Origin of the sequence: Desulfoluna sp. (assembly GCF_030145185.1) — a bacterium.
Classification (GTDB): Bacteria; Desulfobacterota; Desulfobacteria; order Desulfobacterales; family Desulfolunaceae; genus Desulfoluna.
The window spans coordinates 1-16,207 of the sequence record NZ_JAQYWB010000098.1 but is presented as its reverse complement, the minus strand read 5'-3'; the positions used below and the strand labels follow the sequence as shown (position 1 = coordinate 16,207).

At 47.6% G+C, this 16,207-nt stretch carries 15 protein-coding genes; 9 read left to right on the top strand and 6 right to left on the bottom strand.

Annotated elements, in window-relative coordinates:
- The 3 genes from Q1Q75_RS20690 to Q1Q75_RS20680 form a co-directional block, all read left to right on the top strand.
- The coding region (locus Q1Q75_RS20690) for a transposase (protein ID WP_366945277.1) at window positions 1-929 on the top strand (929 nt) is incomplete at its 5' end.
- Between the two features lie 1,277 nt (window positions 930-2,206).
- Window positions 2,207-3,097 carry an acetamidase/formamidase family protein gene (locus Q1Q75_RS20685; protein ID WP_300674749.1) on the top strand — a complete coding sequence of 297 codons (891 nt, stop codon included), beginning with the start codon at window positions 2,207-2,209 and terminating at the stop codon, window positions 3,095-3,097.
- A 413-nt stretch (window positions 3,098-3,510) separates the two neighbouring features.
- The gene (locus Q1Q75_RS20680; protein WP_300674746.1) at window positions 3,511-4,887 is read left to right on the top strand and encodes an APC family permease; all 1,377 of its coding nucleotides are present in this window, start codon (window positions 3,511-3,513) and stop codon (window positions 4,885-4,887) included.
- A 457-nt stretch (window positions 4,888-5,344) separates the two neighbouring features.
- On the opposite strand, the gene Q1Q75_RS20675 is transcribed toward Q1Q75_RS20680, so the two are convergent.
- Window positions 5,345-5,467 carry a hypothetical protein gene (locus Q1Q75_RS20675; protein ID WP_300674743.1) on the bottom strand — a complete coding sequence of 41 codons (123 nt, stop codon included), beginning with the start codon at window positions 5,465-5,467 and terminating at the stop codon, window positions 5,345-5,347.
- Window positions 5,468-6,086: 619 nt separating this feature from the next.
- Complete coding sequence (locus Q1Q75_RS20670; RefSeq protein WP_300674740.1) at window positions 6,087-6,401, bottom strand: hypothetical protein; 315 nt, start codon at window positions 6,399-6,401, stop codon at window positions 6,087-6,089.
- A gap of 1,107 nt (window positions 6,402-7,508) precedes the next feature.
- On the opposite strand from Q1Q75_RS20670, the gene Q1Q75_RS20665 reads away from it, so the two are divergent.
- The 6 genes from Q1Q75_RS20665 to Q1Q75_RS20640 all read left to right on the top strand — a co-directional run bounded on the left by Q1Q75_RS20665 (window position 7,509) and on the right by Q1Q75_RS20640 (window position 12,077).
- Complete coding sequence (locus Q1Q75_RS20665) at window positions 7,509-7,829, top strand: cupin (RefSeq protein WP_300674737.1); 321 nt, start codon at window positions 7,509-7,511, stop codon at window positions 7,827-7,829.
- A 596-nt stretch (window positions 7,830-8,425) separates the two neighbouring features.
- On the top strand, window positions 8,426-9,037 hold the full coding sequence (locus Q1Q75_RS20660; RefSeq protein WP_300674734.1) for a CBS domain-containing protein: 612 nt from the start codon (window positions 8,426-8,428) through the stop codon (window positions 9,035-9,037).
- A 12-nt stretch (window positions 9,038-9,049) separates the two neighbouring features.
- Entirely contained in the window at window positions 9,050-9,586 is a 537-nt protein-coding gene (locus tag Q1Q75_RS20655; protein WP_300674731.1) for an HPP family protein, read from the top strand.
- 360 nt (window positions 9,587-9,946) lie between these two features.
- On the top strand, window positions 9,947-10,705 hold the full coding sequence (locus Q1Q75_RS20650) for a NifB/NifX family molybdenum-iron cluster-binding protein (RefSeq protein WP_300674728.1): 759 nt from the start codon (window positions 9,947-9,949) through the stop codon (window positions 10,703-10,705).
- On the top strand, window positions 10,705-11,247 hold the full coding sequence (locus Q1Q75_RS20645; protein ID WP_300674725.1) for a hypothetical protein: 543 nt from the start codon (window positions 10,705-10,707) through the stop codon (window positions 11,245-11,247). Before Q1Q75_RS20650 ends, Q1Q75_RS20645 begins: the two co-directional genes overlap by 1 nt.
- Before the next feature lie 593 nt (window positions 11,248-11,840).
- Window positions 11,841-12,077: an RNA-binding protein gene (locus Q1Q75_RS20640; protein WP_300674722.1), complete on the top strand. Its 237-nt coding sequence runs from the start codon at window positions 11,841-11,843 to the stop codon at window positions 12,075-12,077.
- An 895-nt stretch (window positions 12,078-12,972) separates the two neighbouring features.
- Here the strand turns inward: Q1Q75_RS20640 and Q1Q75_RS20635 are convergent.
- From Q1Q75_RS20635 to yedE, 4 genes are read right to left on the bottom strand one after another with little or no spacing between them, the layout of a single operon-like run.
- Window positions 12,973-13,863 carry an NAD(P)H-hydrate dehydratase gene (locus Q1Q75_RS20635; RefSeq protein ID WP_300674720.1) on the bottom strand — a complete coding sequence of 297 codons (891 nt, stop codon included), beginning with the start codon at window positions 13,861-13,863 and terminating at the stop codon, window positions 12,973-12,975.
- A complete protein-coding gene (locus tag Q1Q75_RS20630; RefSeq protein WP_366945276.1) occupies window positions 13,848-14,399 on the bottom strand; it encodes a DUF3343 domain-containing protein in 552 nt (183 codons plus the stop codon). The genes Q1Q75_RS20635 and Q1Q75_RS20630 overlap by 16 nt, the downstream gene beginning before the upstream one ends.
- A gap of 3 nt (window positions 14,400-14,402) precedes the next feature.
- Window positions 14,403-14,621, bottom strand: a complete 219-nt coding sequence (locus tag Q1Q75_RS20625) for a sulfurtransferase TusA family protein (RefSeq protein WP_300674718.1) — start codon at window positions 14,619-14,621, stop codon at window positions 14,403-14,405.
- A 49-nt stretch (window positions 14,622-14,670) separates the two neighbouring features.
- Entirely contained in the window at window positions 14,671-15,756 is a 1,086-nt protein-coding gene (yedE, locus tag Q1Q75_RS20620; protein WP_366945275.1) for a YedE family putative selenium transporter, read from the bottom strand.
- Window positions 15,757-16,207: the final 451 nt, after the last annotated feature.

Sequence of the window (16,207 nt, the reverse complement as noted above, 5' to 3'; positions counted from 1 at the left end):
AGCGTATGCCTCGTATTCCCCGGATGGTCAGGACAGATCCCGGCCAGAAAACCGTTTATCATGTGATCAGCCGAACCGCGCTGGACGGCCTTCCTTTTAAAGATTCTGAAAAAGACGAGCTGGTTCGTGTGATCCGTCGATTTTCCATGGTGTATGCCGTGGAGGTGTTGGGTTTTAGTGCGTTAGGAAATCACTTCCACATCCTCGCAGAAGTAAGCCCGGGTGCGATGCTTTCGGATGAGGAGGTGCGGCGGCGTTTTATGCTTCTTCAGACAAAAGGGTCGGAGTTTCCTGAAGGGCAGCTTGAGGCCTTCAGGGAACGGTTTTCTAGCTTGTCGTGGTATGTGAAGGACATTAAGCAGACCTTCTCCCGGTACTACAATCGGAAGAAAAAGCGCCGGGGTACCCTTTGGGGCGAGCGGTTTAAAAGCGTGATTGTGGAAAAAGGGGAGACCGTCATCAATTGCCTGGCGTATATCGATTTGAATGCCGTGAGGGCAGGTATTGTGAAGCGTCCGGAGGACTACCGCTGGTGCTCCATCGGGCACCATGTGCAGACGGGAAATCGAGACGATTTTCTCTCTTTGGACTTCGGGTTGGTAGAGTTTGGGGTGGAGAGCGCTGAGCGGCTGCAAAAATACCGCAAATTTCTCTATCAGGCGGGGGCGGTTAAAAAACGGGGCAAGGCCGCGATCTCGGCTCAGGTGCTTCAGTCCGAAAAAGAGAAAAATTTTGAAGTGGATCGCAGCCGGAGGTTCAGGTCCCGATCCCGGTATTTTACCGACTCGGGCATTATCGGTTCCAAGTCCTTTGTTCTCGGAACCTATGAAATCTTTAAGGATCGGCTTTATGGCAGCCGGGAACGAATCCCCCGGAAGATCAAAGGGCTTGATGGCATGTACTCCATGAAGCGATTGAGAGAGGCCTGACGGTTTTCTGTCGTTGTATCAGATAAATCCGCAATAAAGGCAGTCGTCTGTGAACGATCAAAACGAATTCGGTGCCTATTTTTGCTGTCATGTTTGCTGGAAGGGCTGTTTGTTAAGTGACGAATAGTGTAACGCCCAGCCCCCACTTCAGTGGCAAAATAGTGCAATGGTTTTCCCCACCCCGCCCCCTTTTTTAATAATACCCAACCGTCTTTAAAGCCTTCTTCCTATCCCGGATATTTCATGAGAAAGCAATCAGGGCTAAGGAAAAAATTCGTAATTACAGTTCTTTGCAGTAATGTTTTCCGTTGTTTCAAAAATGCAAAATGTAATCTACGGTATTTCGGCTGATTTTCTCACCCTTCGAGCGAGCCGGATGCACTCATCTGCCGCGTTATCAGAGCTTTGAGGTAAACCACTACATCTTCAGCTCTGATGCCATGCATATGAGCGCACCCAACTCGTGAAATGTCCGGGCTATATGCCTTTCAATCTATCGGGCAATCGTTCTATTTTCGTTTGCGTTAATCTACAGCGGAGAAAAGACAATGACGAAATCCCCCTCATGAAAACGTCCTTGCGGTATCTGTCGCAAATGGTTTTTAGTTCCTGCATCGGCCTGTTCGGGCATCAGTTGACAATCACACCTTAAACACAGATTGAGTCACCGGGGTTACAACGCTTTTTTGGCAGAAATCATGCGAGAAGAAAACCCTATGACATGTGATTCCATATCAAGCGCATGTCGCCTGTCCCCTGCTTACCGCTGCTTACCTGCTTCCTGCTTTATGGGTTATCGGAATTAGACGTCCGCCCCCCCTCCCTTGCCCTGAGGTACGAGGGGACAGGATACGAAAAAAGAAGGCATTTTCAAAAATCTTTAACCTGTAAGGGAACTATCTCATTTTACAGTTAAAATCCGCTCACTCATCGTTTCCACTATGGATATCAGTCGGTTCGTTAAGTGCGTGGCATTGAGTAAGGATAAAATCTTTATTTTAGTTTGACAAAGGAAATATTTATGAGCAAAATATTTCTTTGGTTTTAATGAATAAATCGTGTTTTTTTTGGTAGTACTAAAAATTAGGGGATGCTCATAATCTCAGCCGTCTGTATCGAATTTCGAAGCAACTGAGAGTTAACCTCGTAATTACAGATGTTTGAAAACGTTTTGGGCTAATTCTTCGCGTAGATGGTTCCTCTTATGACCAAGCCCGAAGTTCATTACCAAAACGTTTGTGTTTCAGTCGGTTTTATTTTTTTAGCAAGGAGAGAAGATGCAAGTTATTGAGAAATGTGTTTACCAGTTTTCAAAAGACAACACGCCGGTCATCCATTCAGAAGCGGGAGAAGTCCTCGTTTTCAACACAATGGATTGTTTTTCAAACACGATCAATACGGAAGAAGACCTTGTATTAAATATGGATTATTCCGTGGCAAATCCCGCAACCGGGCCGGTTTATATCGATGGTGCTGAACCAGGGGATGTTCTTGCCGTTGATATTCTGGACATTCAGGTAGCGGATCAGGGCGTTATTTGCACTTCAAGGGGGTGTGGCCCCTTGTGTGATGACATGGAAGACAGGACCAAGGTGATAAAGATTCATGACCAGGTTGCTGATTTTAATGGGGTGAAAATTCCTATAGATCCGATGGTTGGGGTTATTGGAACCGCACCTGACGGCGAGCCTGTGGGAGACGGATTTCCCGGAAATCATGGCGGAAATATGGACAGCAAGGTGATCAGAAAAGGCGCACGCGTCTATTTTCCCGTAAGAGTTGCCGGAGCGCTGCTTCAGATGGGGGATCTGCATGCCACAATGGGAGATTCCGAGCTGTGCGGTACAGGTATTGAAATAAAAGGCGAGGTCACGGTCAAGACGTCACTTATCAAGAACTTTGAACTCCACTGGCCTGTAACGGAAACCGCAACTCATTGGTATGTAAATACATCTGACCATGATTTCCCAACGGCCTCGAAACTGGCATCCAAAGAGCTGCAAAGATTGATATGCAATGCCTATGGATGGGACAAAACAGATGCCTATCTTTATATGTCTATCCAAAGTGATATGGAAATCAATCAGGCATGCAAACCCTGCCATGTTGAGCTGGCAATCAGGTTTGGGACACCCAAACTGCCGCAATTCAAACCTTTGATCGGATAAAATTTCGAGACTTGATCATCACGTCGGCCACCTTGCACAAGATGCGGAAAGAGTCGAAAAATATCCACGATCCACTCAAAAGGCTAAAACTTTAGCTGTTGGCGCTGCATGTGGAACGGCCGGACTCATGATCAAGCCCCCCATTTTGAAGGCGTTGTAAAAAAGTCTTCACCTACTGCGTGATGACCTCCGACCAGACCCTCGACATACTGAATGTATGCCTTCGCACCTGGCTGGATGCCGAGCCTTGCAGGTCAAGATTTTTACATAGCCATCGATTTGACTTTTTACAGGACCATTGATTTTGATTCCATTCAATCGCCACGGGCAGCGCCCTGACGCTTTGCATCAGATCGGGTGGTCCATGACGGTTGCTGCCCCCAAAGGGGCAATGCACAACGCGAGGAAACAAGATGTCACAACCAACTGGTGCCGGCGGGATAGAGGAATTCGGTTACAAGCAGGAGCTGAAACGAACTCTTACCCTGAAGGATGTCGTTCTCTATGGTATGCTGTTCATGGTCATCATCGCGCCGATGTCTATTTACGGAGAAATTCAGCTTGCCAGCGGGGGGCTGACCCCCCTGGTCTATCTTATCGGTTTGATAGCCATTAGTTTTACGGCCATGGCTTATATGCATATGAGCAGCCGATTTCCCATTGCAGGGTCTGTCTATGCTTATGTCCAAAGGGGAATCAATCCCCATATGGGGTTTATCGCGGGATGGCTGATCCTGCTGGACTATATTTTCATTCCATCTTTACTTTATGTGATCGTTGCCGCCTGGGGAGTCTCATTGATACCTCAGATTCCCTGGTATGTCTGGATATTGATTTTCATTGTTTTTAATACCGTCGTCAATATTCGCGGTATTGAAATGACAAAAAACGTTGACTGGTTCATGTTCATCATGGAGATAGGCATTTTGCTTTTCTTTTTGATCATCGGGCTGAAATATGTTCTGGGTGGTGGCGGATATGGGGAATTGTCCGTGGCCCCGCTTTACCAGCCGGGAAAAATCAATGCCCATTTTATCGCATCGGCTACTTCCATTGCCTGTCTGTCCTTTCTTGGATTTGACGGCATCAGTACCCTTGCGGAAGAGACCATCGACCCGGAAAAAAATATCGGCAAAGGAATCCTCATCGCCATGGGCGGCATTGCCGTGGTCTTTATCGCCCAAACTTATGTCGCCGCACTGATCCAGCCGGACTGGCAAAACATAAATCCTGCCACAGGTTTTTTCGATGCCGCTGCCAAAGCCGGTGGAGAAGGGTTCAGAGTTCTATTGCTGGTCATAAATATCCTGGCTGTGGGTGTTGCCAATATCATGGCGGCTCAGACAGCGGCCGCCCGTATGCTTTACGGCATGGGCAGAGACGGTGTGATACCAAAAGCATTTGCAAAGATTCATCCCAAATACAAAACGCCTTATGTCGGCACGCTGGTTATCGGAGTCATCTCCTGTATTATTCCGCTTTTGCTGAACCTTACACAATTGGTAAGGCTGGTTAATTTCGGTGCATTATCATCTTTTATTCTGCTCAACATAGCGGTTTTCGTTTTCTTTTTCATCAAAGAGGATAGAAGGCACACGTTTGGCGACATCATTAAATATCTGGTTTGCCCCGTATGCGGGATAGCCATCCTGCTTTTCGTGTTTTCAGGATTTGAGAAGCTGACTTATGTCATCGGATTTTCATGGCTTGCAGTGGGAATCATCATTGGTGCTGTCATGTCAAAAGGATATAAGGAAGTACCGGATTCATTTAAAAATTTAGAGGTATAATGTTTCCTGTTTAGTCAAATAATATATTTCCCCTGGCAGAGCCCAGGGGGAATATATTTATCTTACACAGAGGGACCAGGAGGGGCCTATCCCGGACATTTCATGAGAAAGCAATCAGGACTAAGTAATAAGTCATAATTACAGTTTTTTACGGTGATATTTTCCGTTGTTTCAAAAATGCAAAATGCAATCCACGGTATTCTGTCTGATTTTCTCACCCTTTGGGCGAGCCGGGTGCACTCATCTGCCGCGTTATCAGTGGACAGGCACCATAGTGTTCAGTTTAAGCAGGTTCACTGAAAGTGAGGCTGGTCAGAGCCTTTTGTGACATCACAAACCCCGGCACCTCTCATGGTATCGGGATTTTTTTATTGCCCATCACCCAGCCCTCTGCATACCCCTCTGCATACCCCTCTGCATACCCCTGAAACATCTCCTTTCCCCCAAAAAAAAAGCGTTACCCCTCGTTCACATGCAACCCTAATAAAAACTGATCCACAAACGCCTCAGGGCAATCCTCCATGCCAAGGGTGATCCAGGTGGTCTCTGTTTGGGGGCGAAAGAGATGGATCTCCGTCATGATCTTTCCTCTTGATCCTCCGTTGAAATCTCTTCGGAATGCTATAAAATCGGGATTTTCGTAGATCATGATGTTTTTCGTCCTTTCAAAGAGCCATCCTTTCCTATGAATAATCCAGCTGTCACCCATAAGCGATGGGGTCAGCTCTTCCAAATCCGCTGGCGTCAGTGTGTATAGTTTTTCGAAAAACTCTTTTGATGATCGAAATCCTGAACAAAAGTCTCTATTCAGGGCGGCGGATCCCTCATCGTCGCACCCGAGGCGCAACTCCTTGTTTGTGTATAAAATAAACCGCGTCTTGCCTTTTAACGTGTATTTTTTGGTTCCTTTCGCCCCGCCCACTGAATCGAACCATTCGGACTCTATGGCCGTGGTAAGGCCGAAGAAATTTATATTTACGGGGTTTTTCAGGGGCTCCAAGGGTGTTTTTTTTGTGAGGTCGACCCTGTCCGCTTTCAGGTAATACTCTGGGTAAGGGAATTGAAAAGGATTGTACCGGTAATCCTTAAATTCATTATTTTGAAGGCAGCCCGCAAAGAAAAAAAACAGCAAAAAGATAAAATAAGAACGCTTCAATGCTCACCTCATTTTTTAGCATGTTAATATCTGTGGAAACATATTAATCAAAGGCCAATTCAATTTCAGTTCGTTTTCCAAGCGCACTCGTCTTCATGCAGATGTCATAAAATTTATGCTTATTACGAAATGATTCACTCTTGATGACATCATAACAATACCCTACTAACCACCCCCATCCAGGCATACTACCAACCGGTTTAGGGGTAAATCTGGTGCCTTTCGTACAGTGTGCCGCCTTTGAGACTATTTCGGCCAAATGGTCTACGGCGGTTTCATTCCAATTCTCAGGTTTGGTTTGAATACCCGAAAATATTTCATAGATTTCAGAACATTTTAACTTTTCATCATAATTCATGCGATCCTCGCATCAAAGTATAGAATGTGAATGGACTTTCATCATACATCATAGTTTTATGTGGTATCGAAATTTAAATAGATACAAGCTCAGCAAGCCTTTTTTACTTAATTTATCAAAATCGTCAAGAAAAAGTAGTGTAGATATAATGTTATAATTATCAATCTCTTGGCGACTTGTAAGTGCTATAATTACCAATGGTAATATTGGTTTGTCAAACAAAGAGTGTATGCTGAAGGGAAGAGAGGGGGGCAGGCACCAAGCGCTTCATTGAAAGTGCATTGCGAATTCTCCCATCCTTTGTTCCTCAGGGTGATCACATTCACCGATGACCTGAGGTGCCATGACCTCGATTGATGATTAATGCCTGTTTGTCCAGCTTTTCGAGAGTTTATCCCCCATCAGGGCCGCCGGAGGCCTAAGCTGAATAGTTACAAAATTCGAATAGTTTTAAAATACAAAATGTAATTCACGATTTTCTGTTTTATGCTAAAACCCAATGACATGTGATTTAATATCTGGTACCAGCTTCTCTGCTTCTTCTTATTATCCCTGCTTTCTGCTTTCTGCTTTCTGCTTTCTGCTTTTTCTTGGCGTATAACGAAGGTTGTGGAACAATGAGAACAGCACACTTGATATACACCCTTGGCAAAGTGGTCAGTTTTGAATAACATACACACTATAAGTGGGGGGCTGTTGTGGTTGATAATATAGACAATATGTAATCTATACCGCATCTATCCTGTTTATTCTTCAATGGAAGGACACTCAACCACCCTCAGGTATCAGCGGTTCCAGTGTTCCAATGCCATTCTGGCTTAGCCCGGATATTTCATGAGAAAGCGATTATTCCAATGCAATAACTCTTCATTACCGTTTGTTATTGTGAAGAATGTAGATATTTCAAAAATACAAAATGTAACCCATAGTTTTTGGCTTGATTTTCCCACCCTTCGAGAAATATCCGGGTTAAAGCCCGCCTTTTTTCATTTTTCAGCGTAGACTCTTTCTCCTGAAATGTAACCATACGCGCAATTTATTGCAGAATTTCGGATAAAACAGAGAAAGCGTCTACACCCCATCCCCCATGACATAAGGAGACACGCAATGAAAGTCATCAAACTCGATGAAACCAACGAGTTCACCCCCGGTCAGATGAAACGGTTTTTCTTGGTGGAAAAATCCGAGTCTTTTAAAATCATCAACTTCAACTTGGACGCAGGGGTCCTTTTCCCCGTGCACTCCCATGACCTTGACGGGGAATTGTCGATTCAGGTCCTGGATGGAGAGGGCTTTTTTCTCGGCGCGGATGATACCGAGATTCCAGCAGGGAAGGGGGACCTGCTGGTCTCGGAAATTCGTGAGCCCCATGGGGTCCGCTCAACAACCAAGATGCGAATCCTGGTGACCATCGCCCCGCCTATCTGATTACCGACAGTCGGTCATGAACCGGTAGAGCTTTTCAACCATGAAAAGTTCTGCCGGGCTCTGATGATCAAATCGGCATTCAGGCCTCTTGCTCTCCCACAACGATCTTCACGATCTTCACGACCTTTGCCTCTTGTACCTGCCGTTCTGGCTCGAAAAAAAATCACTGTCAAAAATTGTGAAAAGACCAAGGCTCAGGGCTTCACATCATTTTACGGGATCGTTGCACCAGGCTGCTTCTGCCTCCTTGGTCATGGGAGACGTTGTCGGCTTGGACAGGCACCTGGCGGTGGGCTGGATGGCGAGTATTCTTGAGTTGTTCACACAGGCTAAATGACTCTTTCTGCTGTGAAAATTAAGTTGCAGCTGGGCCGTGAGGAGAGAGCCATCATTTATTGCAGTTATTGACCTAAGTCAATGCGTTACAAGGGCATATTGGTATACCTTTTTCATGAGCTGAATCGTTACAAATCATGGATGGAATGCCAGGGCGTTTTATCTGTTTGATCCAGAGGGACATCGGATAGAAGCCTGGCAGCCTGTTTACAAACCGGGGAAGAGTCCTCTTTAAAGACAACGGCCAGAGAGGCAAAAAGATGACTGAAAAAAAATACTCAAAATACATCATGGATATTTCTGATGACGACATTTTAACGGCGATGAAGGACATTGAGGGGTATATAGATATTACGCCGAGTGATTTCAAAGAACTCTATTTGTTTGCATGCAATCACGCTGCGGAGCGTCTTCTCAATTCAATTCTTGCAGAAGATATCATGACAAAAAACGTGATTTCCGTTGAAAGGAGTACGCCGTTAAGAGAGGTGGCGGAGGTGATGTCTTTGCATGGCATATCCGGCGTTCCGGTGACAGGAGATCAGGGTGAACTGATTGGGGTTATCTCAGAGAAAGATTTTTTATTCTTGAGCGGCCAGAAAACCAAAGGCAGCTCCTTTATGGAGGTTATTGCGCAGGGGTTGGGAAATACCGAGTGTATTACCGTGCCGCTTTATGGGAAGACAGCCGAAAATATTATGGCGTCGCCAGCGATTACGGTGGGCGAGACGACCCCTGTTTCTGACATCATGGCTCTTTTTACAGCAGAAAATATTAACCGAGTGCCTGTTCTCAGCCAAGAGGGAAATCTTGTGGGAATTGTTTCACGGACTGATGTGATTCGATCGCCTTTTCCAAAGTCAAAGGAGTAAGTTGACAGTTTTATGCATTATTTTATGAAAATGAAAGGGGTTACAAAAAGCCCGCCAATGGTTAGTCTTTCAGAAATTGTCTGGTCATGGATCGGCGCATTCATCGGCATCAGCGTTGTGGCATTCTTAAATTACAACGTTCTTGATAAAACAGATTTCGTCATGGTGATTGGATCCTTCGGCGCCTCCGCTGTGCTTATATACGGTGCCATCAGAAGTCCACTGGCCCAGCCGCGAAACTTTATTGGAGGGCATGTCATATCGGCGGTAATCGGGGTCACGTGTTATAAGCTGTTTGGGGCTCACATGTGGATCGCATGTGCCCTGGCGGTGGCCACCTCCATTGCAGCAATGCATGCGACAAAGACCTTGCACCCACCCGGGGGTGCGACATCATTAATCGCCGTCATCGGCAGCACCCAAATACATAATTTGGGCTATTTGTATGTGCTTATTCCCACCGGATTGGGTGCCATGGCAATGCTGTTGGTGGCGCTCGCTGTCAATAATATCCCTGCAGGCCGAAGGTATCCTGAATTTTGGCTGTGACACATAGCCTGGATATTTAACGAGTCGGGTACACTTATATTCAAGGCATCAGGAACCAGGGGAGGCAGGAGAAGGCAGGGGACGAAGGCAGGGGACAGGCGCCGGGGCCTCTGTACCGGCCTGTTCAGGCATCAATTTGCAACTACACCTCAAACTCAAATTGAATCACCGGGGTTACAACGATTCTTTTTGCCAAAAATCATGAGAGAAGAAAACCCTATGACATGAGATTTAATATACGATATACCAAGCGCCTGTCCCCTGGGTTTCTTCCTGGTGTTTCCATTCGCCCGTTGGCTTGAGTTTTAGACCCAAAGAAACAACAACACATCGAATAAATAGTAGAATAAAGGCAGACATATGAAAATTGGTTTTCCAGTGGACAGTAATACTCTCGATGCTCAGATCAAAGAGAGGATGAGCAGTGCCGCCTGGCTCCTTGTTGTTGACACCGATGACATGAGCTTTGAGGCCGTATCGGCTCCACAAATGTCCGTCGGACCAGGTTCCGGTATCCAGGCCCTGACCCTTCTGCTTGAAAGGGGAGCCAAAATGTTGATGATCGGTTATATCGCTCCCCATATTGTCCAGTCCCTTGAAAAAAGTGGTATTAAGGTGATCACCGGTGTCAGCGGACGTGTTGAGGATCGGGTTAATCAATATGTAGAACTCAATAATTCCAGGGTTTCCACATCGCAAAAAGACGTTGCACGCAGTGCTTTTAAAAAAACCATGAAGCAGTTTTCCTCCATGCTTCCCGTTCTGCTGGGGGTTGTCATGATCATGGGACTTCTTCAGGCCTTCTTATCCAGAGAGCTGATCCTGAACGTTTTCTCTAAAAATCCGCTGATGGATACCCTTATCGGAACGTTCACCGGGAGTATCTTTGCCGGCAATCCAGTTAACTCCTATATCATTGGTCAGTCTTTGCTTAATCTGGGAGCGGGGTGGGCCGGTGTTTGTGCCCTGATGTTGTCATGGGTGAGCATTGGCCTGGTCCAGATGCCTGCGGAGGTTCAATCCATGGGTTTTCGCTTTACCATGGTACGTTACGGGGCTGCTTTTATTATAACCATTGCGGCATCACTGCTGACAGTTTTTTTTACAGGAGTATGGTAATGCAGTTTTCAAAACAGCTTAAATCCTGGATATTCCCGGCCTGTGCTGCCGCCGCATATGTTGTTGTGTGGATCACTTTTCCTGAGAAGATCATTCCGGCTCTCAGAATTGCAAAAACCATTGCCCTCAAGATGGCCATTCCCCTTTTTATTTCCCTTTTTATGATGTTTTTACTGAACATGTATATATCTACGGCTCATATAACCCGGTTCATGGGTAAGAAGAGAGGTGCCGCAGGTATGATGTTTTCATCCATCGCCGGTATTGTTTCCATGGGGCCTGTCTTTGCCTGGTTCCCTTTTCTTAAAACATTGAAAGAAAAGGGCATGGCCGATATCTACCTTGCAAATTTCTTGTCATGCAGAGCGGTAAAACCAGTGCTTTTTCCGGTACTGATCACCTATTTCGGCTGGCGATTTTCACTGGTATTTATATTCATGAGCCTGGTCAGCGCTTGGAGCATCTCGTTTATTGTTGCCTTGTCAGGTAAAAGAGATGAATCACAGAATCATGGATCAGGTGACAGCCGCCATGCGTTTTAACCCGGGTATTTCATGACGGAGGTCCAGGGCAGGGATAGGGGACGGACGACAGGGGACAGGCTCCATGCGTTTCGCCTGCGGCTACGCCGTGACATGGGGGCAAAACGCATCCGCAACCTGCTTTCAAGGTGGCACACCTTGCTGCCGGAGGTTTTTTTTGAGCTGAATAGTTACAATTTGTGAACCATTCGTTCCCGGCATAGAACCTTTTTTTACGGATCCTAATTCTAAAATTTCTTCAATACAGCACCCGTATTTCTGACAGGACACCCCAGGGAAATGAGGCGTATGCTTTGTATTCTGCGTATTCCCCGGATGGTCAGGATAGAATCCGGCCAGAAAACAGTTTATGACGCATGGCGCCTGTCCCCTGAATTCTTTGAATTTCTGACGCAAGTCGCCTGTTCCCTGATTTTCCTGTTTTTTAGTAGAAGTTGTTTGATGGCTGGGTTACAATAATCAGCTGCCTTAATTTTCTTTGCCGTTGTTTTGTGTGGTAACGTGGCAATCGTAAAGAATCTGAAAAGATACAGGCTATTTTGTTTGACCAGACCCTACTGATTTTTAAAATATAACAAATACAAGGTGTTTCTATGAAATTACTAGTGCGAAATCTTAACCGTGCAACCACCGAAGCAGAACTTCTGGAGATATTTACTGAGCACGGCTTGGTGGAGACCTGCGACCTCGTTATCGATAAAGAAAACGGACAATCCAAAGGGTTTGGGTTTGTCGAGATGCCGAAAACTCAAGAAGCCAAAGCGGCCATTAAAAAAATCGATGGCGCGCATATTGCTGGAAATAAGGTCCGCGTTAAAATGGCTGAGTAGGTCGCTATCACAGGGAAACAGGGGCAAGTCAATGGACAGGGACAGGCGCGATGCGCATGCCTCTGTTTTTATCTGGCCCCCATCTCTCTGGTCTTTTACCTATGTGAGAGCCGATTCATGGCCAAGTTCGACGGGGACAGGCACCATTCGCTGGGTCTCCATACCCATTTGTGAGACACTCTTTTTCGACGAGTAACCTGCCTTTTTAATTTAAATTCATTGTAACTATTCAGCTATCCATTTTTTCTTTATGCCCCCGGTCTGACAGCACCCTACGCTTTTCGTCTTTCCCGCGCAGGCGGGGATCCATGGTGGTTATGAGAAAGCGTATGCGTTGTGTCTTTTTATGGTGAGGTAACCCGAGCATGGATCCCCGGTCATCCGGTTGTTCCTGCGTTGCAGGGTGTTTCAGGTTGCGGTCAAGCCGTATGCAACGACTCTCCGGAGAGCCGGGGAAGACGATTCCATGGAGCATGGCGGCCTTTTTGATACCCATCTGTTTCTGTTTTTGTGGGCCCGGCCGGTTTGACGGTACCCTGCGATTTTCGTCTTTCCCGCGCAGGTAGAAGGTGCGGGAGCCGCACCCTACGCGGTGATGAAAAGACGTGACGTATTGGCATTTGAATCTTTCTGTCATTTGCCTCGGACAACCTGGAGAAGACAAGCTGAATAGTTACAATTCATTTTAAAATATATATCAATATATCCGTATTTCTGACCTGACAGGCAAGGAGATAGAGCGCATGCCACGTATTTCCCGAATGCTCAGGACAGATCTTGGTTAGTGGGCCAGTAAAATATAAAAAGCCATCATTCCAGCGGCAAGGTGTCCCACCTTGTTGCAGAGGTCCGGTTTGAGCCCGCATATTTCATGAGATAACGTGAAATATGCGGGTTATATCGCTGATGAAATAGATTTCTTCGACTGTTTTTGTGAAAAGGTCTCGCCAAGGGCCTCCGTAATGTGCTCGATGATGTCCAGGGCCTGGGTGGCGGGGGAGGGGTTGGCGCGTTGTCCAGCGCCTCTGCTGATCTTTGCCGCGGCAACGCAGGCGTCCGTGAGGTCCATTCCCGATGCCGCAAGGGCAGAGACGATGCCGGTTACCATGTCTCCGGTTCCGCCGATGGCCTCCATGGCCGGGCTTGAGGGGGCAGCCACTGTCTTGATGGTTTCTCCCATCTTGACAATGTAGTCCTCAGCGCCTTTGACCAAGAGGTGCTTTGCTGCATTGTCGTGGACATAGGCCCGCTGGATGAGGTCGGGAACGCGCCTGTCGTCATGCAGGATAAAGCCTCTGGTATAAAATGGGTGGGGGGCGAGTTCGTCGGCAAGGAAGGCCAGTTCGCCCACATCGGGCGTGAACAGGTCGTACTGCAGGGCCTGCCCGCTCATTTTTGCGGCATACATGAAGCCTGCGTCGGCGATAAGCAAAGGGCGGGGAGACATCTCGTCAATGGCGAAGAGCACTCTGTCGTGCCAGTCCACGTCGGGTTGGAGATAGTGAAAAACAAGAGACTTAAAGGCTCTGTCTTTCAGGTCCTTTTCAAGGTGAGCATAAAGGGCTTTGCTTCCGTCGCCCATGCCTTTGTCCCCGGCAAGGTAGGCAAAGGGGGCGGGCAGATTGAGGGCTTCGCATATCTTGGCTGCGGAGGCGAGGAGGGCAGGTGTCCCTCTGTTGATTCGAACACGCAGGCCCTGGATTACGATCTCTTCACCGTGGAGCGCCACCTGCCCGGCGACCAGGGGGAAGGAGGGGTCGGGAACGGTTCCTATAACGGCGAGCATTGGCGTTTTATCTCCTCATAGGCGAGCTGAAGGGCATATCCGCACAGGGTATGGCCGATGTCTCCGGGGTGTGGTGCCTCGGAGAGTTGTTTTCCTACGAGTTCCCCTGCAAGGTAGGGCACATCAGGGCACCCTCCCCCAGATATATTGACGATGGTCAGCGTTTTTTTATCGATCGTGATTTTCATGTTGGCGGCCCGGACCATCAGATAATCCCCGTAATCCCTGGTGGTGTAGATGTTTACGGGGTTGAGCAGAGCGCTGGTCACCGGAACCACTTGGAGGGGGCTGGTGTTGCTTTCTTGAAGTGTTTTTATAATGGCAAGTTCTTCAATCAGGGGGAACTCGATGACAAGATCACACCCGGTCCTGATTTCCGGCGGGGGACCCATGACGGCAACCTTCCACCCCTTTGCTTTGAGCACCTTTTCGGCGCGGATGACATCGCTGGTGTGTTCAAACACCAGGATGCCACGGCCGATTTTTTTGGAAGGGGAGGAAGGGGTGACTAATTTCTTGAATAAACGAAACAACAAGATCTATCCCTTTTTGATACAGATTTTAAAGCTGTTGTTTTCTTCAGAAATATCGGCAACATCCCATCCTTTGCTTTCCGCTGCACGGACGATGTTTTCTTTCGATGTCTCCGTATCTGCGAGTATGTCAAGCGTGCCGTTGCCCATTGTTTTGATTTTATTCAGGGTCATAATGACCGGCTGGGGGCAGGACAGCCCCCTTGCATCGACTGTATCACTCATTTAAAATCTCCTTATTTTAAAGGACGCATGCAACACATGGCGCCCATGTTTACCCGCGGTTTCTCATGGTGAACCCGATGAACAGACAGACGGCCATGCCGATAAAAACGGCTGCGATCCCATGGGGGCCGACCCCCTTGGGTGAGCTGGCGAGGCCAAAGTTGTGGGCAAATGCTGCGCCTGTGATCATGCCCATGACAAAGATTGCCGCATCGCCGTCGCCTTCACCGGCAAGGAAGAGTTGACGCCCGGGGCATCCGCCTGCCAGCGCAAAGGCCAGCCCGGCAAGGGCCATGCCGGCAAAGTTCCAGAGGCTGAGGGTGTGGGCCACGGGTTGACCCGTCATGCCCGGGTGGAATTGTCCAAACGCCAGGTTTGCGAGAAAGCAGGTTACGATCAGGGCGAGGATGCCGTTAAACAGGTGCATTTGTTTGAACAGGAGGAGGTCCCGCAGCGCGCCCATGGTGCAGAATCGGCTTCGTTGGGCCAGAAAGCCGATGGCCAGGCCAGCCCCCAGGGAGATCAGGAGTGGGGCGTGCATCGCGCCAGGGCCTTTTTGACTGTAAAAAAGGATTCCACTTTTGGCCTCACCGCTGACCTGTGGGAAGACAAAGAGCAGGACAAGGAAACCGGCCATGGCCAGGGGCATCAGCCAGCCTGCGGAGGCATATGTGGGCTGGCTTCGGCCGAGGTTGTAGCCGTTTTTCAAAAACAGGGTCCCGATGTAAATGCCAAAGACAAGGCCGAGCAGTCCAATAACGGCGTTGAAATCTCCCCCTGACAGTCGCAAAAGAGCACGCCACGGACAGCCGAGGAAAACAAGGGCACCGATCATGGCAAAGATTCCAAGAATGAAACGTACAAAGGGAGCGGATCCGCCTCTTGGTTTGAACTCCTTGAATAGATAGGCAGCAACAAGCGAGCCGATAACAAAACCAATGATCTCAGGCCTCATAAACTGCACGACTCCGGCCCGGTGAAGGCCGACAGCCCCGGCAATGTCCCTTTCAAAACAGGCCACACAGATTCCCATGTTTCCTGGGTTACCAAATTTTTGTAACAGCGGTGCCAGGATGCCGATGATGGCACCCACCGCAACAATCCCCCAGCTTGTAGCAAAGACGTTTTTTTTCATTCCGATTCCCTGAAGCCTCCGTTTAATTGAGCACATTTGTTGGGTCTGTTATTTGTTCGTGCAATATGAATTTCTATTCAGTTTGCTCTGTTTCTATAAAGATTTGAATTGCAGATCAAATTGATTGTTCTAATGAAGTTATTAGTTAGTATTTGAATAATCGATACATGCACGGATAGCCATATTCATAGCCCGGATATTTCACGAGTTGGGTGCGCTCATATGCAAGGCATCAGCGCTGAAGATGTAGTGGTTTACCTCAAAGCTCTGATAACGCGGCAGATGAGTGCACCCGGCTCGCCCGAAGGGTGAGAAAATCAGACAGAATACCGTGGATTACATTTTGCATTTTTGAAACGACTGAAAATATGGCTGCGAAGAACTATCATTACGGATTATTCCTTGGTCCTGATTGTTTTCTCATGAAATATCCGGGATAGCCCGGATATTT